The 26,422-nt window shown below is 73.0% G+C and carries 22 protein-coding genes; 16 read left to right on the forward strand and 6 right to left on the reverse strand.

Annotation, left to right across the window (positions count from 1 at the left end; all coding sequences use genetic code 11):
• Nucleotides 1-215 precede the first annotated feature (215 nt).
• The 3 genes from V3N99_04795 to V3N99_04805 are packed head-to-tail and all read left to right on the forward strand — an operon-like array spanning nucleotide 216 to nucleotide 3,798.
• Nucleotides 216-1,721, forward strand: a complete 1,506-nt coding sequence (locus V3N99_04795; GenBank protein MEO3936061.1) for a TldD/PmbA family protein — start codon at nucleotides 216-218, stop codon at nucleotides 1,719-1,721.
• A complete protein-coding gene (locus tag V3N99_04800) occupies nucleotides 1,721-3,151 on the forward strand; it encodes a metallopeptidase TldD-related protein (GenBank protein ID MEO3936062.1) in 1,431 nt (476 codons plus the stop codon). The genes V3N99_04795 and V3N99_04800 overlap by 1 nt, the downstream gene beginning before the upstream one ends.
• Complete coding sequence (locus V3N99_04805) at nucleotides 3,148-3,798, forward strand: HD domain-containing protein (GenBank protein ID MEO3936063.1); 651 nt, start codon at nucleotides 3,148-3,150, stop codon at nucleotides 3,796-3,798. Before V3N99_04800 ends, V3N99_04805 begins: the two co-directional genes overlap by 4 nt.
• Nucleotides 3,799-3,806: 8 nt before the next feature.
• On the opposite strand, the gene V3N99_04810 is transcribed toward V3N99_04805, so the two are convergent.
• Entirely contained in the window at nucleotides 3,807-4,511 is a 705-nt protein-coding gene (locus tag V3N99_04810; GenBank protein MEO3936064.1) for an ATP-binding cassette domain-containing protein, read from the reverse strand.
• A 113-nt stretch (nucleotides 4,512-4,624) separates the two neighbouring features.
• Between V3N99_04810 and V3N99_04815 the strand changes: the two genes are divergently transcribed.
• From V3N99_04815 to V3N99_04855, 9 genes are all read left to right on the forward strand, one after another.
• Nucleotides 4,625-7,108, forward strand: coding sequence for an FtsX-like permease family protein (locus tag V3N99_04815; GenBank protein ID MEO3936065.1), 2,484 nt, complete (start codon nucleotides 4,625-4,627; stop codon nucleotides 7,106-7,108).
• Complete coding sequence (locus V3N99_04820) at nucleotides 7,105-7,980, forward strand: ATP-binding cassette domain-containing protein (protein MEO3936066.1); 876 nt, start codon at nucleotides 7,105-7,107, stop codon at nucleotides 7,978-7,980. Before V3N99_04815 ends, V3N99_04820 begins: the two co-directional genes overlap by 4 nt.
• A gap of 163 nt (nucleotides 7,981-8,143) precedes the next feature.
• A complete protein-coding gene (locus tag V3N99_04825; protein ID MEO3936067.1) occupies nucleotides 8,144-9,862 on the forward strand; it encodes a DUF885 domain-containing protein in 1,719 nt (572 codons plus the stop codon).
• A 290-nt stretch (nucleotides 9,863-10,152) separates the two neighbouring features.
• The gene (locus V3N99_04830) at nucleotides 10,153-12,018 is read left to right on the forward strand and encodes a Na+/H+ antiporter (GenBank protein MEO3936068.1); all 1,866 of its coding nucleotides are present in this window, start codon (nucleotides 10,153-10,155) and stop codon (nucleotides 12,016-12,018) included.
• Between the two features lie 105 nt (nucleotides 12,019-12,123).
• Complete coding sequence (locus V3N99_04835; GenBank protein MEO3936069.1) at nucleotides 12,124-13,662, forward strand: long-chain fatty acid--CoA ligase; 1,539 nt, start codon at nucleotides 12,124-12,126, stop codon at nucleotides 13,660-13,662.
• Nucleotides 13,659-15,395: an alpha/beta fold hydrolase gene (locus tag V3N99_04840; protein MEO3936070.1), complete on the forward strand. Its 1,737-nt coding sequence runs from the start codon at nucleotides 13,659-13,661 to the stop codon at nucleotides 15,393-15,395. Before V3N99_04835 ends, V3N99_04840 begins: the two co-directional genes overlap by 4 nt.
• Nucleotides 15,396-15,435: 40 nt before the next feature.
• Entirely contained in the window at nucleotides 15,436-16,230 is a 795-nt protein-coding gene (gene phaZ, locus V3N99_04845; protein MEO3936071.1) for a poly(3-hydroxyalkanoate) depolymerase, read from the forward strand.
• A 62-nt stretch (nucleotides 16,231-16,292) separates the two neighbouring features.
• A complete protein-coding gene (locus V3N99_04850) occupies nucleotides 16,293-16,961 on the forward strand; it encodes a Maf family protein (protein MEO3936072.1) in 669 nt (222 codons plus the stop codon).
• Nucleotides 16,958-17,590, forward strand: coding sequence for a DUF1349 domain-containing protein (locus V3N99_04855; GenBank protein ID MEO3936073.1), 633 nt, complete (start codon nucleotides 16,958-16,960; stop codon nucleotides 17,588-17,590). Before V3N99_04850 ends, V3N99_04855 begins: the two co-directional genes overlap by 4 nt.
• 68 nt (nucleotides 17,591-17,658) lie before the next feature.
• Here V3N99_04855 and V3N99_04860 read toward each other — a convergent pair whose 3' ends face one another.
• Nucleotides 17,659-17,949: a hypothetical protein gene (locus V3N99_04860; GenBank protein ID MEO3936074.1), complete on the reverse strand. Its 291-nt coding sequence runs from the start codon at nucleotides 17,947-17,949 to the stop codon at nucleotides 17,659-17,661.
• A gap of 334 nt (nucleotides 17,950-18,283) precedes the next feature.
• Here V3N99_04860 and V3N99_04865 point away from each other — a divergent pair, with 334 nt between their 5' ends.
• On the forward strand, nucleotides 18,284-19,501 hold the full coding sequence (locus V3N99_04865) for an FAD-binding domain-containing protein (protein ID MEO3936075.1): 1,218 nt from the start codon (nucleotides 18,284-18,286) through the stop codon (nucleotides 19,499-19,501).
• A 20-nt stretch (nucleotides 19,502-19,521) separates the two neighbouring features.
• Here V3N99_04865 and V3N99_04870 read toward each other — a convergent pair whose 3' ends face one another.
• The 4 genes from V3N99_04870 to V3N99_04885 all read right to left on the reverse strand — a co-directional run bounded on the left by V3N99_04870 (nucleotide 19,522) and on the right by V3N99_04885 (nucleotide 23,893).
• Nucleotides 19,522-20,820: a hypothetical protein gene (locus V3N99_04870; protein ID MEO3936076.1), complete on the reverse strand. Its 1,299-nt coding sequence runs from the start codon at nucleotides 20,818-20,820 to the stop codon at nucleotides 19,522-19,524.
• A 132-nt stretch (nucleotides 20,821-20,952) separates the two neighbouring features.
• Nucleotides 20,953-22,512, reverse strand: coding sequence for an acyl-CoA carboxylase subunit beta (locus V3N99_04875; protein MEO3936077.1), 1,560 nt, complete (start codon nucleotides 22,510-22,512; stop codon nucleotides 20,953-20,955).
• 32 nt (nucleotides 22,513-22,544) lie between these two features.
• On the reverse strand, nucleotides 22,545-23,729 hold the full coding sequence (locus tag V3N99_04880) for an acyl-CoA dehydrogenase family protein (protein MEO3936078.1): 1,185 nt from the start codon (nucleotides 23,727-23,729) through the stop codon (nucleotides 22,545-22,547).
• 8 nt (nucleotides 23,730-23,737) lie between these two features.
• Nucleotides 23,738-23,893 (reverse strand): hypothetical protein, encoded by a 156-nt coding sequence (locus tag V3N99_04885; GenBank protein ID MEO3936079.1) that lies wholly within the window; start codon nucleotides 23,891-23,893, stop codon nucleotides 23,738-23,740.
• A 7-nt stretch (nucleotides 23,894-23,900) separates the two neighbouring features.
• Between V3N99_04885 and V3N99_04890 the strand changes: the two genes are divergently transcribed.
• The 3 genes from V3N99_04890 to V3N99_04900 all read left to right on the forward strand — a co-directional run bounded on the left by V3N99_04890 (nucleotide 23,901) and on the right by V3N99_04900 (nucleotide 26,420).
• On the forward strand, nucleotides 23,901-24,251 hold the full coding sequence (locus V3N99_04890; protein ID MEO3936080.1) for a MerR family DNA-binding transcriptional regulator: 351 nt from the start codon (nucleotides 23,901-23,903) through the stop codon (nucleotides 24,249-24,251).
• Nucleotides 24,252-24,357: 106 nt separating this feature from the next.
• Nucleotides 24,358-25,179, forward strand: coding sequence for a polysaccharide deacetylase family protein (locus V3N99_04895; protein ID MEO3936081.1), 822 nt, complete (start codon nucleotides 24,358-24,360; stop codon nucleotides 25,177-25,179).
• Nucleotides 25,176-26,420 (forward strand): hypothetical protein, encoded by a 1,245-nt coding sequence (locus V3N99_04900; protein ID MEO3936082.1) that lies wholly within the window; start codon nucleotides 25,176-25,178, stop codon nucleotides 26,418-26,420. Before V3N99_04895 ends, V3N99_04900 begins: the two co-directional genes overlap by 4 nt.
• The last annotated feature ends 2 nt before the right edge of the window (nucleotides 26,421-26,422 follow it).

The raw sequence follows: 26,422 nt of genomic DNA on the forward strand, positions 1-26,422 counted from the left end.
ACCCACACCGACCGTCGCCACGCCGCACGGTGGCCGAACGAGCCGGTCAGGAGCGGCTGCGGCGCCGCTCCCGGAGGCGGGCGAAGATCCCGGCGGTCGCGACCGCCGGACCCACCGCTCCGCCCGATGTGATCATCCCCGCGGCGACGCCGTGGCTATGGGTGCCGGGGCCAGTCAGCCGGATAGGTTGGGTGCTTCGGACCCGAAGGAGTGACATGCCTGGTGTGCACGAGGAGTTCCTGGCGCTGCCGCTGTCGGCGCTGGCTGACGCGGCGCTGACCCGGGCGCGCGAGCTGGGGGCGGAGTACGCCGCGCTGAGGGTCGTCTCGCAGCGGTCGCAGTACCTCGCGCTGTCGGATCTCGAGCTCGAGACGTCGTCGACGTCCGACGACGTCGGGCTGGCGGTGCGGGTCGTGCACGACGGCAGCTGGGGCTTCGCCGCCGGGCTGGTCCTGACGGCTCAGGAGGCGGCCCGACTGGCCGAGCGGGCAGTGGCCGTGGCGCAGGTGAGCCGACCGCTCTCGACCGAGCGCGTCGTGCTGGCCGACGAGCCCGTGCACGCCGACGTGCAGTGGAGCTCGCCCTACGAGATCGACCCCTTCACCGTCAGCGACCGCGACAAGGTCGCGACCCTCGTCGACCTGTCCGAGCGGCTCGCCGCAGGGGACGGGGTCGACTTCACCCGCGCCAGCGTGCAGAGCGCGCGGGAGAACGTCTTCTACGCCGACTCGTTCGGCACGAGCACCACGCAGACCCGGGTGCGGCTGCAGCCCAGCCTGTCGGCGACGGCCCTCGACCGCGCCACCGGCGGCTTCGAGTCGATGCGCACCCTGGCGCCCCCCGCGGCGGCAGGCTGGGAGTACGTCCTCTCGGCGCAGGCCGGGCTCGCCGACGAGGTGGCGAGCATCCCCGGGCTGCTGGCCGAGAAGGTCAAGGCGCCGTCGGTGCGAGCGGGTGACTACGACCTCGTCATCGACGGGTCCAACCTCTTCCTCACCGTCCACGAGTCGGTCGGTCACGCCACCGAGCTCGACCGGGTGCTCGGCTACGAGGCCGCCTACGCCGGAACGAGCTTCGCGACCTTCGACAAGCTCGGCCACTTCGCCTACGGCTCCCCCGCGATGCACGTCACGGGTGACCGCAACACCGACTGGGGCCTGGCGAGCGTCGGGTGGGACGACGAGGGCGTCGAGGCCCAGTCCTGGGACATCGTCAAGGGCGGCGTGCTCGTCGGCTACCAGACCGACCGGGCGATGGCCGCCCTCAAGGACCTCGGCCGCAGCAACGGCTCGTCGTATGCCGACAGCGCCCGACACGTGCCCCTGCAGCGGATGGTCAACGTCAGCCTCCAGCCCGACCCCCAGGGCGGCACGGTCGACGACCTCGTCTCCCGGGTCGAGGACGGTATCTACGTCGTCGGCGACAACTCGTGGTCGATCGACATGCAGCGCTACAACTTCCAGTTCACCGGGCAGCGGTTCTACCGCATCGAGGGCGGCGTCCTCGCCGGGCAGCTGCGCGACGTCGCCTACCAGGCGACGACGACCGACTTCTGGCGCTCGATGGAGGCGGTCGGCGGCCCCAGCACCTTCTACCGGGGGGGTGTGCTCAACTGTGGCAAGGCCCAGCCGGGCCAGGTCTCCCCCGCCAGCCACGGGACGCCGGCGGCCCTCTTCCGCGGCGTGCGGATCCTCAACACCGTGCAGGAGGCGGGTCACTGATGAGCACCTCGAGCCCACTGAGCAGCCCTCAGGAGATCGTCGAGCGAGCCCTCGCCGCGGCGACCACCGAGGGCACAGTGGTCATCGTCACCGACCGCTCCGAGGCCAACCTGCGCTGGGGCAACTCCTCGCTCACCACCAACGGCGAGATGGGCTCGCGCTCGGTCACGGTCGTCGCGACTGCCGCAGTGAGCGGGGGCGCCGGCGGTACCGCCTCGGGCGTCGTCGGTCGCACCGTCGTCGACGTCGCCGACGTGGTCGCGCTCGTCGCGGTGGCCGAGGCCGCCGCCCGCGCCGGCGACCCCGCCACCGATGCGGCCCCCCTGGTGACGCCTGCCGAAGCGGGCGCCGGATCGGACTTCACGCTCGGGCCCGAGCCCACGAGCATCGGCGCCTTCGACGCCGTCGCCCGCGACCTCGGCGAGGTCTTCCGTGCCGGAGGAGCCGGCAGACAACACTTCGGCTTTGCCGAGCAGGTCGTCGACACCACCTACCTCGGCACCTCCACCGGCCTGCGGCTGCGTCACGTGCAGCCGACCGGCCGGCTCGAGATGAACGCCAAGAACGCCGACTGGTCGGCCTCGAGCTATCTCGGCTTCACCCTGCGCGACCCCTCGGAGGCCGACGTGCTCGGCGCCGACGCCGAGCTGGCCAAGCGGCTGGGCTGGGCCGCGCGCAGCATCGACCTGCCGGCCGGCCGCTACGAGACGGTCATGCCGCCCACCTGCATCGCCGACCTGCTGGTCTACGCCGTCTGGGAGGCCGAAGCGAAGGCCGCCGACGAAGGCCGGTCGGCGTTCTCCCGCAAGGGTGGTGGCTCGCGCGTCGGCGACCGCCTCGCCCGCCTGCCGCTCGACCTGTATGCCGACCCTCACCACCCTGGCATCGAGGCCGCCCCCTTCGCCGTGGTGCCGGCCTCCACGGGCGCGGAGTCGGTCTTCGACAACGGCCTGGCCCTGGGGCGGCACGACTGGCTCCGCGGCGGCGTCCTCACCTCCCTCGCCGGCAGCCGTGCGTATGCCGCCCGCTCGGCGGCCGCCGGGCACCAGACCCCCATGGGCGTCGCCACCGACAACCTCGTGCTCGAGCAGCCAGGCGCCACAGTGTCGCTCGAGGACCTCGTGGCGTCGACCTCGCGCGGGCTGCTGCTGTCGACGATGTGGTACATCCGCACGGTCGACCCCCAGACGCTGCTGCAGACCGGCCTCACCCGAGACGGCGTCTACCTCGTCGAGGACGGCGAGGTGGTGGGCACGGTGACGAACTTCCGGTGGAACGAGTCGCCGCTCGACGTCCTCGACCGGATCACCGAGGTCGGCAGGAGTGAGCGGTGCTACCCGCGCGAGTGGGGCGACTACTTCACCCGGGCCGTGATGCCGCCTGTGCGCGTCGCCGACTTCAACATGAGCAGCACGAGCCAGGCTCGTTGAGCGCCGGTGCTGCCGGTGCTGACTGTGCTGCCGGTCGGGCGGCGGGGGTCCCCGACGACGCGACGGTGCGGGCGCTCCACGCACGCTATGCCCCGAGCGAGCCGGTGCTCGAGCTCGTGCTCACCCACGGCCACGTCGTCGCCGACGTCGCCGACTGGTGCGCGGGCCGGATCGACGAGCCGGTCGACCGCGCCCTGCTGCGGGCGGCCTGCCTGCTGCACGACATCGGCACCTACGTCCTCTACCAGCCGGACGGCACCATCCCGAGCCCACGCGTCTACCCGCTGCACGCGCTCATCGGCGCACGCCTGCTCGCCGACGAGGGGCTGCCCGAGCCGCTGTGGCAGGCGGTCGAGACCCACGTGCTGATGGGGCTCAGCCGTGCCGAGATCACCGGCGAGGACGGCGGCACCCCGTGGCCCCTGCCCCACCGCGACTACCTCCCACGCACCATCGAGGCGCAGATCCTCTGCTACGCCGACCGGTTCCACTCCAAGGTCCCCCAGATCAACGACCCGGAGCGCTTCGCCGCCGGACTCGAGCGGCGGTCCCCGACGCAGGCGCTGCACTTCCGCGCGGCGATCGAGCGCTTCGGGGTGCCCGACCTCGAGGCGCTCGCCACGGCGTACGGTCACCCGGTCGTCTGACCTCGCGGTCAGCGCACCCGACGCAGCCGACCGTCGTCGAGGTGGTACTCGGCCTCGGCCTGGTCGGCGCACCACGGGTCGTGGGTCGCGAGGAGGACGACGGCCCCGGCCGTGGCCGCAGCGGCCAGCAGCGCGACGACGACATCGCGGGTGGCCGCGTCGAGCTCGCTCGTCGGCTCGTCGGCCAGCAGCACATCGGGCTGCAGCGCCAGGCCACGCGCCACGGCGACCCGCTGCTGCTGGCCACCCGACAGCTCCTCGGCGAGGCGGTCGCCGCAGTCGCCGAGCCCGATCTGCTCGAGCACCAGGTCGGCCCGCGCATACGCCTGGGCGGTGGGCACCCCCTGCAGCAGGAGCGGGGCGACGAGGTTCTCCCGGGCCGTGAGGGGAGTCACGAGCGCGACTCCCTGGGGCACGAGCTGGACCCCGGCGCGCGTGGCCGCATCGTGGTCGCCCACCGCCCTCCCGGCCCACGACACCGTGCCGCTCGTGGGGCGCAGCGCCCCGGCGAGCACCCACAGCAGCGTCGACTTGCCCGCCCCTGACGCCCCGGTGAGCGCTGTGAACGACCCGGGCGCCAGGACGAGGCCCACACCCGCCAGGACCCGACGCTCCGCCGTGTCGACGACGATGCCGCTGGCCGCGAGCGCCGGGGGCGGACCGCCGCGGGCGTCCGGACCGCGGAGGCTCGCGACAGGGTGGTCGGTCGGCACCTCTGCGCTCCCTCCAGCCGCGGGTCGTCGGGGTCTACCAGCCCCTCGCCGGGCCGACCTTCCCCGACGACGCCCTCACCGGGCCGGCTGCCGAGCGAGCCGGCTACGACACGATGCTCACCCCTAGGGCGACCCTCACCGACACGGTCGCGGGGCCGGACGGCCGTCCGACACCCTGGTTCGAGCCCCGGTATGCCGTCGACCTGTCCCTCGTCACCGGTCGTGTCGACGTCGACACGATCGGGCCGCTCGCCTCGACCGTGCGCGACCTGGTGCGCTACCCCCTCGGTGCCGAGCGCGCCGAGACCCAGGTCGCCCGGACGGTGTCCGCGAGCACCGGTCTGCCGGTCATCGCCGACGAGGTGGCCGTCGGCACCGCCCAGGCTGCGGTCACCGTGCCCCTGCTCATGGCCCAGATCGCCCTGCTGATCGGGTGCGTCCTCTGGCTCGTCCTCGTCGCGGCGGCGGACCAGCGACGAGCCGAGGTCGCCGTCGCGCGGCTGCGCGGTCGGGGGGCGGGCGGCGCCCGTCGGCTGCTCCTCGGCGAGACGCTGCCACCAGTCCTCCTCGGCGCCCCTCTCGGGGCCCTGCTCGCGGTCGTGGGCACCACTGTCGCGCGGCACACGGTGCTCTCCGGCGACCCTCCGTACGAGATGCCGGTCGGGGCCGTCGTCGCCCTCGGCGCGGCACTGGTCCTCATGACGGGTCTGGCCGTGCTCTCGGTCCGACGGGTCAGCCTCGAGCCCGTCGCCGCCCTGCTGCGCAGCGTCCCACCGCGTCGGACGGCGGTGCGTCTCGGGATCCTCGAGGCCATGCTCGTCGCCGCGGCGCTGTCCGCCTTCGTCGCCCTGGTCACGGGCTCGGTCGGTGGGGCCGTCGGTCAGGTCGCACCCAGCCTGCTGGCCCTGTCCGTCGGCGTCGTGGCGGCCAGGGTGCTGGTGCGGGCCCTCGCCGCGGCCGGCCGGTGGCTGCTGCGGCACGGCCGGGCCACCGCCGGCGTGGCCCTGCTCACCTCGAGTCGCCGGGCGACGACCCGGTGGCTCGTCCCCGTCGTCACGGTCGCCCTCAGCATCGCCGTCGTCTCGGCCGACGCGCTCGCGGTCGGCTCGCGGAGCTGGACCGGACGGGGTGCCGCCGAGGTGGGCGCGGCCAGCTTGCTCACGCTCGACTCAGGCGACCTCACCGCCGTGACGTCGGCCCTGCGCGCGATCGACCCGACGGGTGCCCACCTGACGCCGGTGGCCGTGCTCTCCCCCACGGCGCAGGGGGCCACCACGACGATGGGCGTGGTGCCCGCCGCCTTTCGTCGCATCGCCCTGTGGCCGGGTGTGGCGCCCGCCGCCCTGCCCCTGGACCGGCTGACTGCGCCCACGGTCCCGCCCCTCGTCGTCACCGGGAGCCGCATCGCCTACCACGTCGAGGCGTCTGCGCAACGCCTGGTGCCACCTGTGCTGCAGGCGGCCCCGACCGACCTGGTCGTCGGGCTCCGCGTCGTGCACGCCGACGGCACCGTGGCGTCCCTGGGCCTGGGCACCCTCCCCGCTGCAGGCGTGGAAGCCGACCAGGTGGCGACGCTCGACTGCGCGACGGGGTGCCGCGTGACGGGTGTCGGTGTGCTCACCCCACGCGGCTCGGCCTCGGTCACCGGACGGCTGACGCTCACCCGGCTCACGGTCGACGGCCGACCGGTCGACGTCGGCGGGGCCGGCTCGTGGCGCGACGCGAGCCCTGACGACGCCGCTGTCACCGGAGGTCCGAGCGGTGACAGCGCCCTGCGACTCGTCTACACCACCAACGGTTTCGACAGCTCCTTCCTCACGCACGCGTCCGTGCCCGACGTCGTGCCCGCCCTCACGACGCGCTCGTCCTCCCCGAGCAGCCCCGGGGCCACCTTCGCCGGCAGCTACGTCGACGGCAGCGCCCTCCTGCTGAGCTCGCAGGGACAGGTGAGCTTCGTGCCGGGGGGCCCGGCGGCGGCCAGCCTGGTCAACCTCGACAACCTCCTCACCCAGGGGTGGCGGGGCGGGGGGTCGGCGGTGCTCGAGGCCTATGTCGACACCACGGACGTCGTCGCCCTCGCCGGGTTGGCGTCCAGCCTGCGTGAGCGGGGCCTCTCCGTCGTCTCGACGAGACAGGCCGGGGCCGTCGGCGCGGCCTACGGGCGCACGGCTGCCGCCAGGAGCCTCCAGCTCGCCCTCGCCGTGGGCCTGCTCGCGCTGCTCGTCGCCGCCGTCGGACTCGTGGTGCTCGCCTCGACGTCGGCGCGTGCGCGCAGCCGCGACTACGCGGCCCTGCGGCTCGTGGGCCAGCACCCGCGCAGCACGGCGCTGCTCGCCCAGCTCGAGACCGCCCCGGTGATCGTCGTCTCGGGGCTGCTCAGAGCCGCCGTCGGCCTGTGGTCGGCGCCGGCCGCCGTGGGTCTGGTGCCGCTCTTCACCTCGACGCCGCCGACCTACCCGGTCGACCTGTCCACGGCCTGGGGCCCCTCGCTCCTCACCACGGTCGTGGGGCTGGCGACCCTCGCAGCCGTCGGAGTCGTCACCAGCCACCGGGCCGCCCGACGGGCCGACCCCCAGACGCTGCGGGGGGACGGATGAGCCGCGCCAGTGCCATCACGACCGTCGGGCTCGTGCACCTCTACCGGTCCGAGGGGCACGACGTCGCCGCCCTGACGGGGGTCGACCTGCGCGTCGCGGCCGGTGAGGTGGTCGGCCTGCTCGGCCCCTCGGGCTCCGACAAGTCGACCCTGCTCTCGCTGCTCGCCGGTCTCTTCCGCCCGAGCGCCGGCAAGATCTTCGTCGGTGACCACGAGCTGTCGGCGCTCACCGCCGGTCAGCTCGACGCCTACCAGGCCGGCGAGACGTCGCTCCTGCTCCAGGGTGCCCGGCGCAACCTGCTGCCCTACCTCACCGTCCGCGACAACCTGGCCTTCGCGCGGGCGCAGGCCGCCCGAGCCGGGGCGCAGGTCCCCGGGGTCGAGGAGGTCCTCGACCTCGTGGGGGCCAGTGAGCTCGGCGATATACGCCCCCAACGTCTTTCGCAGGGTCAGCTGCAGCTGGCCGCCCTGGCGGTGGCCATCGCCCCGGCGCCCGCGGTCCTCCTCGCCGACGAGCCCACCAGCGCCCTCGACCACGTCGCCCGCGAGCGGGTCCTCGACGCGCTGCTGCAGGTCAACGCGACCCAGGGGACGACCGTGGTGGTCGTCACCCACGACCCCGAGGTGGCCGACCGTCTGCCCCGCACCGTGACCATCCGCGACGGCCGTATCGGCGGCGAGGGACGCAGCGGTCAGGAGTATGCCGTCGTCACGGCCGACGGGTCCGTCCCCCTCCCCGTGCACCTGCGCGACGAGCTGCCGCCCGGCACCCTCCTGCGCGTGGAGCGCACGGAGGGCGGCTACCTCATCGTGCCGGAGGTCGTCGGCGACCCGACCTCGACGCCGATGAGCGACGACCTCCCGCCGCCCTAGACCGGGCAGGCGTCGTCGGCGCAGGCCAACAACGTGACGGTGGTCGCGCCGGTAGGGCCGGGAGCGGAGCGCGCCGACGTGCGCCGGAGCAGGAGCAGCTGCGCTGGGTGTCGGTCCGCGGCAACGGCGGACACGGCGGGAACGGCTGCGATACGTTCCCGACGTGACCGAGACGACTGCCTCCACCGCCCCCGCCGACCCGTCTGCCGCCACCACCCGTGCCTCGACCGCGGTCGACGCCGTCGCCGACGCCTACTTCGACGCCGTGGTGGCCCTGAGCCCCATCGCCGCGACCACCTTCGGCATCCCGGGCCACGACGAGGAGATCGACGACTTCTCGCCGGCCGGGCAGGAAGCCCGCTCGCACCTGCGGCAGGCGACGCTCCAGCAGCTCGACCTCGCCACGCCGGTCGACGACATCGACCGCGTGACGGTCGCGGCCATGCGCGAGCGCCTCGGCCTCGCCGAGGAGCTGCACGCCGCCGGGGTGGAGGCCATGTCGCTCAACGTCCTCGCGTCGCCCCTGCAGGAGATCCGCGACGTCTTCGACCTGATGCCCCAGGACGGAGACGCTGCGTGGGTCACCATCGCCGCGCGCCTGCTCTCGGTGCCGGGCGCCGTCGCCGGCTACCGCGAGTCGCTCGCCGCCGCCAAGGCCCGGGGCCTGGTGACCCCCGTCCGCCAGGTCGAGGCCTGCCTCGCGCAGGTCGCCGAGCTGGTCGGTGCCGACGGGTGGTTCGCCCGGCAGCCCACGATGGCCGTGGCCGGCGGTGCGAGGTCCACCACCGCGGAGGCGGTCAGGGTCGCGGCTGCCTCGTCGGCGGCGGCATACGACGAGCTGGGGGTGTTCCTGCGCGACGAGCTACTGCCCGCCGCTCCGGCCTCCGACGCCTGCGGCATCGAGCGCTACCGGCTGGTGTCGCGGCACTTCGTGGGGGCGCAGGTCGACCTCGAGGAGACCTACCGCTGGGGGCAGGAGGAGGTCGCCACGCTCGACGCCGCGATGCGCGAGGTCGCCGACCGGGTCCGCCCCGGCGCCAGCATCCAGGAGGCCATCGGGCTGCTCAACGCCGACCCGGCCTACCGCCTCGAGGGCAAGCCGGCCCTCAGGGCCTGGATGCAGACCACGGCCGACCGGGCCATCGCCGACCTCGCCGACACGCACTTCGACATCCCCGAGCCCGTGCGCACCATCGAGGGGATGATCGCACCGACCGACACCGGCGGCATCTACTACACCGGCCCGAGCGACGACTTCAGCCGGCCGGGGCGGATGTGGTGGTCGGTGCCGAGGGGCGAGACCTCGTTCGGCACGTGGAAGGAGCTCACGACCGTCTACCACGAGGGCGTCCCCGGCCACCACCTCCAGGTCGCCCAGACCATCTACCGCTCCGCGCTGCTCAACAGGTGGCGGCGGCTCGAGTGCTGGATCTCGGGTCACGGCGAGGGCTGGGCGCTCTACGCCGAGCGGCTGATGGCCGAGCTGGGCTACCTCGACGACCCGGGCAACCGGATGGGCTGGCTCGACGGGCAGTCGCTGCGCGCCGCCCGCGTCGTCATCGACATCGGCGTCCACTGCGGCTTCGAGGCGCCTGCCGAGGTCGGCGGCGGCGACTGGACCTACGACAAGGCCTGGGCCTACCTGCAGGCGCACGCCAACCAGGGCGAGGCCTGGCTGCGCTTCGAGCTCGACCGCTACCTCGGCTGGCCCGGGCAGGCGCCGTCCTACAAGATCGGCGAGCGCCTCTGGCTGCAGCTGCGCGACGAGGTCCGCACCCGCGAGGGAGACGCCTTCGACCCCAAGGCCTTCCACCGCCGGGCCCTCGACGTCGGCAGCGTCGGGCTCGAGACGCTGCGGGAGGCGGTGCTGGGCGAGATCTGAGGGCCGGCCCGAGCGGTCACCGACCCCACGGTCTGTCGAGGGGGCACCTCGCGCCGCAGCTCGGCACCGGGGCCAGCGTCATCACCTACCGCATCCAGCCGAGGGAGCGCCGAGGCCTGGCCGTCCGCCACCGCAACCGCGGTTCACGTGGCGTCGGTGCGCCGGCACCTCATGGACCACGTGCCGAGGTCGGCACCGCCCGCCGTGGCCCAGGTCTTCAGTGGCATCCACCGCGCCCAGCACGAAGCCTGACGAGCCGGGGCGTCACACTCGGCTGACACACTGACCCCGTGGAACCCGCCCTCGTCCTGCTCGCCCTCGCGGCGACCGTCATCGTCGTGGCCGCTGGAGCCCGGCGGTTCGAGCTGTCGGCCCCGTTGGTCCTGACCGGCGTCGGGATCCTGGCCTCGTTCGTGCCGTGGGTGCCCGAGATCGAGGTCGGCCCCGAGGTCATCCTCTTCGGCATCCTGCCGCCCCTGCTGTATGCCGCGTCGATCCGCACGTCGTTGGTGGACCTGGGCGAGAACAAGCGGGTCATCGGCCTGCTCTCGGTCGGTCTCGTGGTCTTCACCGCCTTCGGCGTCGCGCTGGTGAGCTGGCGCCTGCTGGACGTGCCCTTCGCCGCGGCCCTGGCCCTCGGGGGCATCGTCGCCCCGCCCGACGCCGTGGCGGCGACGGCGGTCGCGCGGCGCATCGGGCTCCCCCGGCGCATCGTCACGATCCTCGAGGGTGAGTCGCTCTTCAACGACGCGACGGCCCTGGTCACGGTGCGGGCCGCGATCCTGGGCATCGCCGGCTCGGTCAGCCTCGCGGAGGTGGGCGGCGACTTCCTGGTCGCCGCGGTCGGTGGCATCGCCATCGGGCTGGTCGTCGCCTACGCCCTCGCCTGGGTCCGCCGCCGGATCACCGACACGACCACCGACGTGGCCCTGTCCTTCATGATCCCGTGGATCGCCTACCTGCCCGCCGAGTCGGTGCACGCCTCGGGCGTGCTGGCGGTCGTGGTCGCGGGGATCCTGCTCGGGCACAAGGCGCCTCTCGTGCAGACCGCGCAGTCGCGCACAGCCGAGCGGCTCAACTGGACGACCATCCAGTACCTCCTCGAGAACGCGGTCTTCCTGCTCATCGGCCTGCAGAGCCACGCCATCATCGTGGCCGTCGCCGACTCGACCCTCGGCCTGGGCCGCTCGGTGCTGCTGGCCCTGCTCGTGCTGGTCACGGTCATGCTGCTGCGCCCCGTCTGGATCCTGTCGGTCAGCGTGTTGCTGCGGCTCACCTCGACCGGCGCCCGTCGCGGCTCCTTCAAGGCCGGGCTGATCCTGTCGTGGGCGGGGATGCGCGGGGTGGTGACGCTGGCCGCGGCCTTCCTCCTGCCGTCGACCACACCGCACCGCGAGCTGCTGGTCTTCATCGCCCTCGTCGTCACCGTCGGCACCCTGTCGATCCAGGGGCTGACGCTTCCCCTGCTCGCCCGGGCGCTCGGCGTCTACGGGCCGGACCCGCGCGAGGACGCCCTCCAGGCGGCCACGGTCATCCAGAAGGCGGTGGCCCGTGGGCAGGCCGCCCTCGACGAGTGCATCGACCCCACCACCCCCGACGAGATCGTCGACCAGCTGCGCACCCAGGGGCGCCGCCGCACCGACCTCGCGTGGGAACGGCTCGGGGTCGACCGCGAGGACGAGCCCAGCCCCAACGAGACCTATCGCCGGCTGCGGCGCACCATGCTCGTCGCCGAGCGCGAGGAGGTGCTCGACCTGCGCGGCACCGGCACCATCGACCACGAGGTGCTCGACGAGGTGATGCGCAGCCTCGACCTCGAGGAGTCGATGCTCGCCGGCAGCGAGGCCCGTGACGAGCGGCTCCAGGACCGCACGATCCTCACGCCGGAGCCCCAACGAGGCGACTGCGAGCACCTGGCGCAGGCCACCAGTCGGGTCGGGCCGAAGCACCCCGACCGCTGCGAGGACTGCCTGCGCGAGGGACTGCAGCCGGTGCACCTGCGGATGTGCCTGGCCTGCGGCAACGTCGCCTGCTGCGACTCCTCGATCGGGCGCCACGCCGAGCGGCACTTCCACCAGGAGGGCCACCCGGTCATGCGCAGCATCGAGCCGGGCGAGGCCTGGCGCTGGTGCTACGCCGACGAGCTGCTGGGCTAGCGGTCAGGACCTCCTGCTCTCGCCTCCGTCCCCGACCGAGACATAGGGTGGGAGGGCGTCCCGCCGTACGGCAGGCTGCGCTTACTCATCGACGAGAGGCTCCTCGTGACCAACCTGGCCACCAACCTGACCACGACGGCCCAGGAGCACGGCGACCGTCCGGCGGTGCGCCTCGATGACACGACGCTCACCTACACGCAGCTGCAGGACGCGGCCCGACGGGTGACCGCCCTGCTGGTCGACCGCGGCATCGAGCCGGGAGACCGGGTCGGGCTCGTCCTGCCCAACGTGCCGGGCTACCCCATCGCCTTCTACGGCGCGCTGGCCACTGGCGCGGTCGTCGTGCCGATGAACCCCCTGCTCAAGGCCCGCGAGGTGCAGTACTACCTCGAGGACTCCGGAGCCAAGCTCATCTTCGCGTGGGAGGACATGGCGACCGAGGCGGCCGCGGCCGCGCAGACCGTGGGCATCGAGTGCATCACGGTGGGGCTGCACCAGTTCACCGAGCTGCTGGCCGACTGGGAGCCCGACGAGCGGATGGTCGAGCGCGACGACGAGGACACCGTCGTGCTGCTCTACACCTCGGGCACGACCGGGCAGCCCAAGGGCGCGGAGCTGACCCACGCCAACATGCGCAGCAACGCTGCGGTGACCCGCGACACCCTCGTGGAGCTGACGCCCGACGACGTCGTCATGGGCTGCCTGCCGCTGTTCCACTGCTTCGGCCTGACCTGCGGGCTCAACGCCGCCGTGCTCGCCGGAGCCTGCCTGACCCTCATCCCCCGCTTCGACGCGGGCAAGGCGCTCGAGGTCGTGGGCCGCGACCGGGTCACCGTCTTCGAGGGGGTGCCCACCATGTATGCCGGCATGCTCCACTCCGACGGTGCGTCGACCGCCGACATGGCAAGCCTGCGGACCTGCATCTCGGGAGGGTCGGCGATGCCCGTCGAGGTGATGCGCCGCTTCGAGGAGGCCTTTGGCTGCATCGTGCTCGAGGGCTACGGACTGTCGGAGACCTCGCCGGTCGCGTCATTCAACCGCCCCGACATCGAGCGCCGGCCCGGCTCGATCGGGGTGCCCGTGCGCGGGGTCGAGATGAAGCTGATCGACGACGACGGCAACGACGTCACCGGCGGGACGCCCGAGTCCGTCGGCGAGATCGCGATCAAGGGTGAGAACGTGATGCGCGGCTACTGGGGCCGCGAGGAGGCCACGGCCGAGGCGATCGTCGACGGGTGGTTCCGCTCCGGCGACATGGCCCGCACCGACGAGGACGGCTACTTCTACATCGTCGACCGCAAGAAGGACCTCATCATCCGCGGGGGCTACAACGTCTACCCGCGCGAGGTCGAGGAGGCGATCTACGAGCACGAGTCGGTGGCCGAGGTCGCCGTCGTCGGCGTCCCCCACGACAGCCTCGGTGAGGAGGTCGCGGCCGCGGTGACCCTCAAGGAGGGGCACCAGGTCACGCCCGACGAGATCAAGGCCTTCGCCAAGGAGCGGCTGGCGGCCTACAAGTACCCCCGTCACGTCTGGCTGGTCGACGCCCTGCCCAAGGGGCCGACGGGCAAGATCCTGCGTCGTGAGGTCTCGGCGCCAGCGTCCGAGACGCCGTCCGACGCGCCGTCCGGGACCACGGTATGAGTGCGGCGACCCGAGACGAGCGGGCCGGTGCGACGGATCAGGACCCGGACGACGACGGGGCCGTCTCGGCGGCTCTGTCCACCCCGCTCGACATGCTGCTGACCGACGCGGCCAGCAGCCCGGTGCGGCGTTTCGTGCCCGGCCTGTCGGCGCTGAAGCTGGGTGCGGGCCTGGTCCGCCACCCTCGGGCGGTCGCGAAGCGGTCGCTGACCCTCGGCACCGAGCTCGCCCGGATCGGCCGGGGCGCCTCGCGCCTGGCCCCCACCGCGAAGGACCGGCGGTTCGCCGAGGAGGCGTGGTCGCGCAACCCGCTCTTCAAGCGCGGGATGCAGAGCTACCTCGCGGTGGGCGAGGCGGCGCGCGGCCTGGTCCAGGACGCCGGCCTGGGCTGGACCGACCGCGAGAAGATGGGCTTCATCGTCGACAACCTCGTCGAGGCGGCGGCCCCCACCAACAACCCGCTGCTCAACCCGAAGGTGCTCAAGCGCACCCTCGACACCGGCGGGGGCAACCTGCTGGAGGGCTCGCGGCGGCTGGTCCGTGACTTCGCGACGCCGCCACGGGTGCCGTCCATGGTGGAGGCCGACGCGTTCTCCGTGGGGGACGACCTGGCCGTCACCCCGGGCCAGGTCGTGCTCCGCACCAGCGTCTTCGAGCTGATCCAGTACACCCCGTCGACGCCGATGGTCCACCAGGTGCCGCTGCTGATCGTGCCGCCGACGATCAACAAGTACTACATCATCGACCTCGCCCCGCAGCGCAGCCTGGTCGAGCACCTGGTCGCCAGCGGGCAGCAGGTCTTCTGCATCTCGTGGCGCAATCCTGATGTGCGGCACGCCGACTGGGGACTCGACACCTTCGGCGAAGCCATCCTCGAGGCCATGACCGCGTGCGAGGAGATCACCAAGCAGGACCGCACCTCGGTGCTCGGCATCTGCTCCGGCGGCATGATCTCGTCGATGCTCCTGGCCCACCTCGCCGCGACCGGGCAGCTGCACCGGGTCGCCGCCTTCAGCCTCATGGTCACGGTGATCGACCAGGAGCGGGCGGGGGTGACGAGCGCGCTGCTGTCGCACAAGACGGCGGCCGCCGGGGTGCAGGCGTCGAAGGACAAGGGCTACCTCGACGGGCGGGCCCTGGCCGAGGTCTTCGCCTGGCTGCGACCCAACGACCTGATCTGGAACTACTGGGTCAACAACTACCTCATGGGTCACGCCCCCAAGCCCTTCGACATCCTCTACTGGAACGCCGACCCCGTGCGCATGACCGCGGCGATGCACCGCGACTTCATGGACCTCGCGCTGCGCAACGCCCTCGTCCACCCCGATGCCGCCACCATGCTGGGCACCCCGGTCGACCTCGGCCGGATCGAGGTCGACGCCTACGTCGTCGCCGGCATCGCCGACCACCTCTGCAAGTGGGAGTCGTGCTACGCCACCACGCAGCTCTTCGGCGGCACCACGAAGTTCATCCTGTCGACCAGCGGGCACATCGCCGCCATGGTCAACCCGCCCGGCAACCCCAAGGCGAGCTACCAGACGGCCACCGACAACCCGTCCACCCCGCAGGCCTGGCTCGAGGGCGCCACGAAGGTCAAGGGCACCTGGTGGGACGACTACGCGGCCTGGCTCGCCGACCGCGCAGGCGGTGAGCGGCGCCGTCCGCGCAAGCTGGGCAACGCCACCCACGAGCCGCTGTGCGCCGCGCCCGGCACCTACGTCCATGACCGCTGAGGCGCCCGTGTCCGCGTCAGCTCCTGACACGATGCGCAACGTGACGGTGCGCACGATCACCGCGCGCGTCTCCGTACGCCCTGGGGTCGGCCGCTTCACCGACGCCCCACCGCTGTTGCTGTGCAACGGGATCGGGGTCAGCCTCGAGGCGATGCAGCCTTTCGTCGACGCCCTCGACCCCGAGCGCGGGGTCATCCGCTTCGACGTGCCCGGAGTCGGGGGCAGCGCCCTGCCGCCGTTCCCCTACACGATCGCGCAGCTGGCGTCGTGGGTCACGGCGATGATGGCCAAGCTCGGTCACCAGAAGTTCGACGTGCTTGGCTTCTCGTGGGGCGGCGGCCTGGCCCAGCAGCTGGCTGCGCAGTCGCCGCGCCGCGTGCGCAAGGTCGTCCTGGTCGCCACGGGCACCGGCTGGATGATGGTGCCGGCCAGCCCGAAGGTGCTGCGCATCATGTCGACGCCGCGACGCCACCGCGACCCCGGATATGCCGCCAAGGTCGCCTCGACGATCTACGGCGGGTCGGCCCGCAAGAACCCGGGCACCGGCGAGGCCCTGCTCCACGGCGTTTCGCGGTCGGGACCGCGCACGGGCTACTACTACCAGCTGGCGGCGATGTACGGCTGGGCGAGCCTGCCCTTCCTCGGCCTCATCCGGCAGCCGACGCTGGTGGTCGGCGGCGACGACGACCCGATCATCCCGGTGGCCAACCCCCGCATGCAGGCCGCCCTCATCCCGCACTCCCGGCTGCACGTCTACTCCGGCGGCCACCTCGGCCTGATCACCGAGGCCGGCGAGCTCGCTCCCGTCGTCGACGCCTTCCTCGACGAGCCCTGACGCTGCCCCCCTTCCCCCCACCTCGCCGACTTGACGCAGGGTGGAGTCGTAGGGTCGGGGGCATGAGCGCCCGTACGCCCCTGATCCTCGCCTCCGCCTCTCCCGCCCGGCTCGCCACCCTCCGCGCTGCCGGGATCGAGCCGACCGTCGTGGTCAGCGACGTCGACGAGGACGCCGCCGTCGCCAGCGCCCGCCTGACGTATGGAGAGCTCGAGCCCGCCGACGTCGCCCTCCTCCTGGCCCGCGCGAAGTGCGAGGCCGTCGCCGCCGACGTCGAGACCTCCACCCTCGTGCTCGGCTGCGACTCCGTGCTCGAGCTCGAGGGTGAGGTGCACGGCAAGCCGGTCGACGCGGCCCAGGCGGTGCAGAGGTGGCGGCAGATGCGCGGCAGCAGCGGGGTGCTCCATACGGGTCACTGGTTGCGCGACGAGCGCGACGCCGACGAGGGCGGCACCGGCGCGACGATGGGCGCGACCGCCTCCACCACAGTGCACTTCGCCGACCTCAGCGACGACGAGATCGACGCCTACGTCGCCACCGGCGAGCCGCTGCTGGTCGCCGGCGCCTTCACCGTCGACGGGCTGGGCGGGGCGTTCGTCACCGCGGTCGAGGGTGACCACCACAACGTCGTCGGGCTCTCGCTCCCGTTGCTGCGCGAGCTCCTGCTCGAGGTCGGCGTCGGCTGGTTCGACGTCGTGGGCCCGGCCGATGTCGTGGCCGCGTCGGCATGAGCACCGTCATCGACCTGCCCGGCGTGCCGTTCGTCCTCACGCCCTCGGCCGTCGACGCGTGGCGCGTCGACGACGTCGGCGTCGTCGTCGCCACGGCGCCCGGCCACACCGACCTCTTCGTCGACCCCGGCGGCGAGCACACCGTGGGCGCCGAGTCGATGCTCAACGCGGTGACCCTGCTGGGCGACCCGCCGGCCGGTGACTTCCAGCTGAGCGCCCGGGTCGGCGTCGACTTCGTCGCCCGCTTCGACGCCGGGGTGCTGCTGGTCTGGCTCGACGAGACCCACTGGGCCAAGCTCTGCTTCGAGCAGTCCCCCTCCGGGGCGCCGATGGTCGTCTCCGTCGTCACCCGCGGCACGTCCGACGACGCGAACGGCTTCGTCGTCGAGGGCGAGCAGGTGTGGCTGCGCATCTCGCGCATCGGCCGCGTCCACGCCTTCCACGCCTCGCTCGACGGGCAGGTCTGGGAGCTGGTCCGCGTCTTCGCGCTCGGGCAGGGCAGTGACGGGGTCACCGGGCACCGGCTCGGGCTCGAGGTCCAGGCCCCGACCGGCGACGGCTGCACGGCGACCTTCGCTCAGGTGCGGTTCACGCCCACGACGCTCGGGGACCTGCGCGACGGCTCGTGACGCAGGCCCTGCCAGTCAGGGGCGTTGCGGTCCCTCACGGACGACCGTGAGGTGGCCCTCGTCGAGCCTCACCTCGGTGTCAGCGCCATCTCGAGACCCCACGCCGAGGCGCAGTTGTCGAACTGGGCCTCGGCGGTGGCACGGTCACGCCTCGCGGTCACCTCGATCCCGGCCGCGCGCAGGGCCGAGCGCACACGGTCGCCGGTGGCCGAGTCGGTGATCCAGACCTCGGCGGTACCGCTGCCCGCCTCCTGCAGGGCCGCGACGAGCGTCGAGATCCGGTCCGCGTCGGTGCTCAGGACCTGCTCGGCCCCGGTCTCGACCTGAGCCCGCTGCGTCCGGTTGCGCTGGCCGACCACGACCACATCGGTCGCGAAGACGGTGATCGCCGTGGGACGAGGACGTGGACCATCACCAGACCGACGGCCAGCGCTAAGAGGGTGGGAGTGGCGAGCACGAGTGGACCGGAGACGTTGCCGCTGACGATCGAGGCGACCCGGCCACCACGACGGCGATGACGACGGCGTCGGTGATGCCGACCGCACGGCAGCCGGGTCCGGCTATGTGCCGGCCACGGCCACGGTACCGAGCGTCACCGCAGTGCCCCCCAGGGTCGGCACACCTGGGGGATCGGGGTCCGGCCGGTGCCGCACCACACATGACCCGCTCGCTGCCGGCGGGTAGAACAGACTCATGCGCCTACCTCCCCCGCCCCCGCCCGGCGACGAGACCCCCACCTGGGTCGCCGAGCACCTCGGTGACCTGACGCTGGAGGGCGCGGAGGGTGTCGCCAGGAGCGCCTTCTTCGGTGGCCAGACCGCCGCCGACTCGGCGCTCGCGAGCCTCGACGTCACCGGCTACGCCCGCCGCCGCAGCAACGTCCTGCCGGTCGGGTCCCGCGGCGCCAGCCGCATGTCGCCCTACCTGCGGCACCACCTCGTCACCCTGCGCGAGGCCTGGGATGCCGTCGCCGACGCGCCGGCGGCCGACCGCGACCGCTACCGCGACGAGCTGCTGTGGCAGGAGTATGCCCGGCACCTCTACGCGCGCACGGGCCCAGCCCTCGCCTCCCCCCTGCGCCACGAGCAGCCGCGGGCGGCGCAGCAGTGGGACGACCCGTGGCCCGACGGGATGCGCTGCATGCAGGCGACCACCGCCGAGCTGACCACCGACGGCTGGCTGGTCAACCAGACGCGGATGTGGATGGCGTCGCAGTGGGCCGTGCGCGCCGGGGCGGACTGGCGCGAGGGCGAGGACCGGTTCTTCGCCCACCTGGTCGACGGGTCGCGGGCGGCCAACCGCCTCGGCTGGCAGTGGACCGTCGGCACCGGCTCGGGCAAGCCCTACGGCTTCAGCCGCTGGCAGGTCGAGAAGCGCGCACCCCAGCTCTGCCGCGAGTGCCCGCTGGCGGATGCTTGCCCGGTGCAGGACTGGCCGCCGACGGGCGAGCTCGCCGCCGCCGACGGGCCCGACCTCGGCAAGGGCGAGATCCCTGCGGGCCCCTCCACCGTCGAGGGCTCGGGCGCCGATCAGGTCTGGCTCACCGCCGAGTCGCTCGGCGACGGCGACCCCGCCCTCGCTGCGGACGACGACCGCCCGGTCGTCTTCGTCTTCGACGAGCCGCTCCTCACCCGGTTGCGGCTGTCGGGCAAGCGGCTGGTCTTCCTCGCCGACACCCTCGGCGACCTCGCCACCCGACGCGACGTCGAGGTGCGTCGCGGCGCCGTGGCCGACGAGCTCGCCGGCCGGTCGCTCGCCGTCACGCACGCGCCCGTGCCCGGGTTCGCCACCCGCGCCCGCGCGGTCCGGCCGGTCGAGGTGCACCCGTGGCCGTGGCTGGTGCGGCCGCGACCAGCTCCGGTGCGGTCGTTCACGTCGTGGTCGCGAGCGGTCGGCCGCCCGGCTCGCTAGAGCCGGGCGGCGATCCCGGGTCAGGGGTAGTAGATGTTGCCGTCGAGGTGGCTCACGACGAGGTAGTTGCCGACGTACCACGCCTGCTGTCCTACTCCGAGCAGGGCGACCAGGCACAGCAACAGCACCCGCCAGCGCCGCCACCACCTCACCTGGAGGAACCACGCGATGAGCAGGGTGAAGGGGAAGGCCAGGATCGCGTAGCGCAGCCGCGACGGCCCGCTGTTGGTCACGAGCAGCTGGTAGGCCGGGTAGGCCCCGGCCCAGGCCCAGATCTCGGGGCCCCAGCGCCAGGTGCGGTGGGTCAGCATGAACCACGCGAAGACGCCCACGGCCACGAGGCCGAAGACCGGCCCGATCCACCCGTAGGCGAGCACCAGGTAGGTCCACCAAGAGTAGAGCTTGAGGTCGCTGCCGACCTTCCACGCCGCGAGGGTCTGGGTGTAGGCGGTCGGTACCCCGGTGGCGACGCCGATGATGGCGGGCCACAGCGCCGCGAGCGCCCCGGCCCAGAGCGCCAGCAGGCCGAGCCCCACCTTCGTGCGACGCGGGAGGGTCTCGTCGGTCTCGCTGCGCCACCGCACGACGAGGTGGGTGATGATGACGGGCGCCATCGACGCGACGATGTTGCGGCTCAGGGCGAGGACGACGAGCACGACCGCGACCCACCAGTAGCGCCGGGCCCGCAGGAGCATGAGCAGGGAGACGACCACGAGGATGGCGAGCGACTCGGTGTAGGTGGCCGACAGGATGGGCGCCGAGATGAAGGTGCAGACCCCGACGACCGCGACGACCGCCTCCCAGCGGCCGACGGCCCGGTCGACCAGGCGGAAGAGCAGCACCATCGCCGCCCCCCCGATCACGACGTTGACCAGCCCACCGGCGACCGCGAACGGCAGACCCGTCAGCCGCATGACCCCGGCCACGATGCCGGGGTAGACGGGGTAGAACGCCCACGCGCTCATGTCCACCAGGCCGTCGTCGGTGCGCGGCAGCACCTGGGGGTAGCCGTGGGTGGCGATCTGCTGGTACCACTGCCCGTCCCAGTTGCTCATCACCGTCCAGTAGCCCGGAGCGGTGTCGACGGGGAACATGATGCGCAGGATGCCGTTGGAGGCCGGGAGCGAGATCTCGCTGCGGGCCGCGACGACGCCGATGACCGCGGTGGTCAGCCGCGTCGCGAGCCAGACGGCGAGCGGGAACCACATGCCGAAGCGGCGCCACCAGGGCTGGTCGTCCTCGAGCGCGGCCACGGTGGGCGCCGGCGTCGGCGAGGGCCCGGGCGTGACCCGCCGGAAGGCGCGCACTCCCGCCTGCACCGGTCGGGGCAGGCGGTGGGTGACCCGGTCGAGCGTGCTGGTGGCGGTGGCGATGACTGAGCTCCTGAGGCGACGGACGGACGGCCCCCGGCTCGACCGCTGCCCCCAGATTACGGTGCGCCGGGCCCGCGGTCAGACTGGCGTGACCGCGCGCCGCTTGTCGGAGAAGCTGCGGTCGCGCCCCGCGGCGTACTTCAGCCGGTGCAGCAGCTCGCCGCGAAGCTCTTCGGCTTCGACGACCTGGTCGACGACGAGGTCGGCGACGAGGCGCTCGAGGTCGACGTCCTCTTCGTACTCCCGCCGCATCCGGGCGACGAACTCGTCGCGCGCCTCGAGCCCGTCCGCCGCCTCGATCTCGGCGATCTTGTTGGCGTAGACGGCGTTGACCGCGGCCTCCGGCCCCATGACCGCGATGCGGGCGGTGGGCAGGGCGATGGTCGCATCGGGCATGAAGCCGGGACCGCCCATGGCGTAGAGGCCGGCGCCGTAGGCCTTGCGCACGACGACGCAGAACTGCGGCACGGTCGCCGACGCGACGGCCGAGACCATCTTCGCGCCGTGGCGGATGATGCCCTGCCGCTCGACCTCGGTGCCGATCATGAAGCCCGGCACGTCGCAGAGGTAGACCAGCGGGATGTTGAAGGCGTCGCAGAGCCAGATGAAGCGGGTCGCCTTGTCGGCGCTGTCGGTGAAGAGCACCCCGCCCTTGACCATCGAGTTGTTGGCGACGATGCCCACGCTCTCGCCGGCCATCCGGCCGAGACCGATGACCAGCTCGGGCGCGAAGAGCGGCTTGATCTCGAAGAACGACTCGTCGTCGACGAGCCCGTCGATGACCTCGTGCACGTCGAACGGGACCGACTCGCGCTCGGGCACGACCTCGCGGGTCAGCTCGGTGGCCGGTTGCTCCGGCCCGTAGGACGGGGGCTTCTCGCGCCAGGTCGAGGGCAGGTAGGAGAAGTACAGCTTGGCCAGCTCGATCGCCTCGACGTCGTCCTGGGCCAGCAGGTCGCCGCAGCCGGAGACGGTGCAGTGCATCCGCGCACCGCCCATCTCCTCGAGCGAGACCGTCTCCCCGACGACCATCTGCGCCATCCTGGGGCTGCCGAGATACATCGAGGCGTTGCCCTCGACCATGATCACGATGTCGGTGAAGCTCGGGATGTAGGCGCCGCCGGCCGCGCTCGGGCCGAAGAGGCAGCAGACCTGCGGCACCCGCCCCGACAGCGCGACCTGGTTGTGAAAGATGTGACCGGCCCCGCGGCGCCCGGGGAACATCTCCACCTGGTCGGTGATCCGCGCGCCCGCGGAGTCGACGAACCAGAAGACCGGCAGCTCCTCGCGCAGTGCTGTCTCCGTGGCCCGCACGATCTTCTCGACCGTGCGCGCCCCCCACGACCCCGCCTTGACGGTCGGGTCGTTGGCGATGACCAGCACCGGCCGACCGTCGACCGTGCCGCGGCCGGTGACGACGCCGTCCGCCGGCAGGCCCGGGCTGCGGCTGTTGGCGTAACGTCCGTCCTCGACGAACGAGCCGTCGTCGAGGAGCAGGTCGACCCGCTCGCGCACGGCGATCTTGCCCTGCTTGTCGAGCTTGGCCCGGGCCGTGTCGCTCGGCTTGGCCGAGGCCTCGTAGGCCGCTGCGAGACGCTCGCGGACCGCCCCGACGCGCGGGTCGGGGCCCCCCGGCATACCGGCAGGGCGGGGTGGGGTGGGGGCGGCGCTCACGCCGTGAGCCCGAGGCCGCGGGCGATGAGCATGCGCTGCACCTCGGAGGTGCCCTCGCCGATCTCGAGGATCTTGGCGTCGCGGTAGAAGCGGGCCACGGGGTACTCCTCCATGAAGCCGTTGCCGCCGAAGACCTGTGTGGCGACGCGGGTCGCGCGCATCGCGGCCTCGGTGGAGTGCAGCTTGGCGATCGACGCGGCCTGCTTGACCTCTCCGACCGAGCGGCGACCGGCGACCATCTCGTCCTTGAGCCACGCGGCCTTGTAGGTGAGCAGGCGGGCAGCCTCGACGTCGACGGCGAGGTCGGCGAGCGGGAAGGACACACCCTGGTTGGCGCCGATCGGACGGCCGAAGGCCGTACGAGTGCCGGCGTAGTCGGTGGCCAGCTCGAGGCAGGCCCGCGCGCAGCCGAGGGCGAGCGCGCTGATGGCGATGCGGCCGTCGTCGAGGGTCTTGAGGAACTGCCGGTAGCCCTGCCCCGGCTCACCGAGCACGTGGTCGGCCGGCACGCGGCAGTCCTCGAAGGTCAGGCCGTGGGTGTCGCTGATGTGCCAGCCCAGCTTGCGGTAGGGCGGCTCGACGATGAACCCCGGGACGCCCGCGGGCACGAGGAGGGCCGAGACCTGGGGCGAGCCGTCGGGGTTCTCCCCGGTGCGGGCGGTGACGGTGACCACCGAGGTGATCTCGGTGCCGCTGTTGGTGATGAAGGCCTTGGCGCCGTTGAGGACCCAGTGGTCGCCGTCGCGCGTCGCCCGGGTGCGGGGGTGGCCCGCGTCCGAGCCGGCGCCCGGCTCCGTCAGCCCGAAGCCGGCGAGGGTCCGCCCCGCGACGAGGTCGGGCAGCCAGCGCTGCTTCTGCTCCTCGCTGCCGTAGCTGAGGATGGGGTTGATGCCCAGGCCCACGCCCGCCGACAGGGTGATGCCGATCGACTGGTCGACCCGGCCCAGCTCCTCGATGGCCACGCAGAGGGCGGTGAAGTCGCCGCCGCCACCCTCGCCCGAGCCGCCGTACTCCTCCGGCACGACAAGGCCGAAGAGGCCGAGCTCGCCCATCTTGGGCACGAGGTCGGCGGGGAAGTGCGCGTCGCGGTCCCAGTCGCCGACGTGGGGCGCGATCTCGGCCTGCGCGAACTCTCGCACCACCGCCCGGAAGTCCTCGTGGTCCTTGCTCAGCTCGAACATGCGGTCCCTCACCCGTTCTGCTTGACGTGGACGTCAATCTTGACGTTGACGTCAACGTAAAGCAGAATCGCCCTCATGACAAGTCCGGCGACCGCCACTGCTGCGACCCACGCCTCCACTACGTCCACCACGACCGGCCGTCGGGGCGAGAAGACATGGACCATCGCGCAGGTGTCCGACGACTTCGACGTCACCCACCGCACCGTGCGCCACTACGAGGACCTCGGGCTGCTCACCCCCGAGCGCCGTGGCACCCAGCGGGTCTACCGCCGCCGCGACCGCACGAGACTCGCGCTCATCCTGCGCGGCAAGCGCCTCGGCTTCCCGCTCGAGCAGATCCGCACGATCATCGACCTGTACGACGCCCCCCGCGGCCGCCGCTCGCAGCTGGAGTACGTCCTCGCCCAGATCGACGACCGACGGGCCGACCTCGAGCAGCGCCGGCGCGACCTCGACGAGGCCCTCGCGGAGCTCGAGACCTTCGAGACGCGGTGCCGCGACGACCTTGGGCGGCTGGGCTGACGGACCCGGTCGGGCACCTCCCGGCCAGCCGTGAGGTTGCTGGCAACCTCACGAGCACTTCCCCCGGGGGCCCGATCCGAGGGGGTGCGGGTGCGATGCTCGGTTCGTGGACCCACGCGACGCCAGCCTGACCCGCCGAGCACTCGTCTCCGGCATCGCCGCCGGCACAGCGCTCGTGGCCGGGGGCTGCGCCGCAGCGGGTGAGCAGGGGTCGGCGACGCTCACGACGACGCACCCGTCACGCAGCGCCGCGCCCCCACCCACCGCCAGCAGCGCGCCGCCGTCACCGCGCAGCACACCCCCGTCGCTCCTGCTCACTCCCGGGGGCGACATCACCTCCGGACCGACGACCGGCACCGGCGCCGCCCTCACCTTCCACGGTGCCGGCGACGTCTCGACCACGCAGGCCGTGCTCGACCTGCTCCACGCCCGGGGAGCGCGCGTCACAGTCTTCGCCGTCGGCACGTGGCTGAGCGCCACGCCGTCGCTGGGCCACGAGATCGTCGCGGCGGGACACGCCTTGGGAAACCACACATGGAGCCACCCCGTGCTCACCCGGCTCGACCTCGCCGCCGCCACCGACGAGGTGCGCCGGGGGGCTGACGCCGTGAGCGCTGCCGTCGGACGGCCCGGGCTGCTCTTCCGCCCCTCGGGCACGCCGACGAGCACGCCCACCATCCGCGCCGCGGCGGCGGCCGTCGGCTACCACCGCAGCGTCTCCTACGACATCGACTCGCTCGACTACACCGACCCGGGTGCCGACGCCGTCGTCTCGACCGTCACCGCGGCGCTGCACCCCGGCGCGATCGTCAGCCTCCACCTCGGCCACCCGGGCACGCTCTCGGCACTACCCCGGCTGCTCGACTCGCTCGCGGCACGCGGGCTGCGGGCGGTCACGGTGACCGAGCTGCTCGGTGGATCGGCGTGACGACGGCAGCCGGGTGGCGGCATACGACCTGGGCGGTCGCCGCGCTCGTGGCCCTGGGCCTCGCAGCCTGCTCCACCGGGTCGCCGGCGCAGTCCCCGGCCCTCGGCCCGACCACCACCCTCCCGGAGCTGAGCGCCCCCGCCACCGCGGCAGTCGTCACCCCCACCACCCCTCTGCCCTATGCGGCAGACCGCGCCGGACTGCTCACCGGGCCGGCTCGCTCGGCCCGGCCGCTCGTCTACGTGCCGAGCCAGGTCGCCAGCACCGTGCAGGTCATCGACCCGGGCACCTACCGGGTCATCGCCCGATACCCGGTCGCCCGCTCGCCCGAGCACGTCGTGCCGTCGCACGACCTCACGACGCTGTGGGTCAACAGCGACACCGGCAACATCATGACGCCCATCGACCCGCGGACCGGCCGGCTCGGCACGCCGGTCGACGTCTTCGACCCCTACAACCTCTACTTCTCACCCGACGGGAGGTACGCCATCGTGATGGCCGAGCGCGCGCGGGCGCTCGAGGTCCGCGACGCCCACACGATGGCGGCCGTGCGCGACGTGCCGGTCCGTTGTTACGGCGTCAACCACGCCGACTTCACCGCCGACCTGCGCACGATGGTCGCCAGCTGCGAGTTCTCCGGGGTGCTCGTGGTCATCGACCCCGGCCTGACGCACGTGGTGAAGACGATCGACCTCAACCTGGTCGCCACCCCCGGGGCGACCGACGCGGGCACGGCCCGCGCGATGGGGGGGCCGGCCGGCTTCCTCCGACCCGGGGCGACGGCGATGCCGCAGGACGTGCGACTCACCCCCGACGGGCGGCACTTCCTGGCGGCCGACATGCTGCGCAACGGGATCTGGGTCGTCGACGCGACCACCCTGACCGTCACCGGCTTCGTGCACACGGGCAAGGGTGCCCACGGCATCTACGTCTCCCGCGACGCCCGCGAGGTCTACGTGTCCAACCGCGACGAGGGCAGCGTGTCCGTGCTCGACGCCGCGACCCTGAAGCAGAAGGCGCTGTGGCACATCCCCGGCGGGGGATCGCCCGACATGGGGGGCGTCTCCGCCGACGGCAGCGAGCTGTGGCTCTCGGGTCGCTACAGCTCGATGGTCTACGTGTTCGACACGACGACGGGGGCCGTGACGCACGAGATCCCGGTCGACGCCGGCCCGCACGGGCTGCTCGTGTGGCCGCAGCCGGGCCGGTTCTCGCTCGGGCACACGGGGAACATGCGCTGACC

The organism is Dermatophilaceae bacterium Soc4.6, assembly GCA_039889245.1.
Taxonomy (GTDB): domain Bacteria; phylum Actinomycetota; class Actinomycetes; order Actinomycetales; family Dermatophilaceae; genus Lapillicoccus.

Coding starts and splice junctions, on each gene's coding strand:
- V3N99_04880 (MEO3936078.1), bottom strand. CDS start 23,729: ATGTTCGAGCTGAGCAAGGACCACGAGGACTTCCGGGCGGTGGTGCGA.
- V3N99_04820 (MEO3936066.1), top strand. CDS start 7,105: ATGAGCCGCGCCAGTGCCATCACGACCGTCGGGCTCGTGCACCTCTAC.
- V3N99_04800 (MEO3936062.1), top strand. CDS start 1,721: ATGAGCACCTCGAGCCCACTGAGCAGCCCTCAGGAGATCGTCGAGCGA.
- V3N99_04875 (MEO3936077.1), bottom strand. CDS start 22,512: ATGCCGGGGGGCCCCGACCCGCGCGTCGGGGCGGTCCGCGAGCGTCTC.
- V3N99_04795 (MEO3936061.1), top strand. CDS start 216: ATGCCTGGTGTGCACGAGGAGTTCCTGGCGCTGCCGCTGTCGGCGCTG.
- V3N99_04815 (MEO3936065.1), top strand. CDS start 4,625: ATGCTCACCCCTAGGGCGACCCTCACCGACACGGTCGCGGGGCCGGAC.
- V3N99_04855 (MEO3936073.1), top strand. CDS start 16,958: ATGAGCACCGTCATCGACCTGCCCGGCGTGCCGTTCGTCCTCACGCCC.
- V3N99_04850 (MEO3936072.1), top strand. CDS start 16,293: ATGAGCGCCCGTACGCCCCTGATCCTCGCCTCCGCCTCTCCCGCCCGG.
- V3N99_04885 (MEO3936079.1), bottom strand. CDS start 23,893: ATGGTCCATGTCTTCTCGCCCCGACGGCCGGTCGTGGTGGACGTAGTG.
- V3N99_04865 (MEO3936075.1), top strand. CDS start 18,284: ATGCGCCTACCTCCCCCGCCCCCGCCCGGCGACGAGACCCCCACCTGG.
- V3N99_04840 (MEO3936070.1), top strand. CDS start 13,659: ATGAGTGCGGCGACCCGAGACGAGCGGGCCGGTGCGACGGATCAGGAC.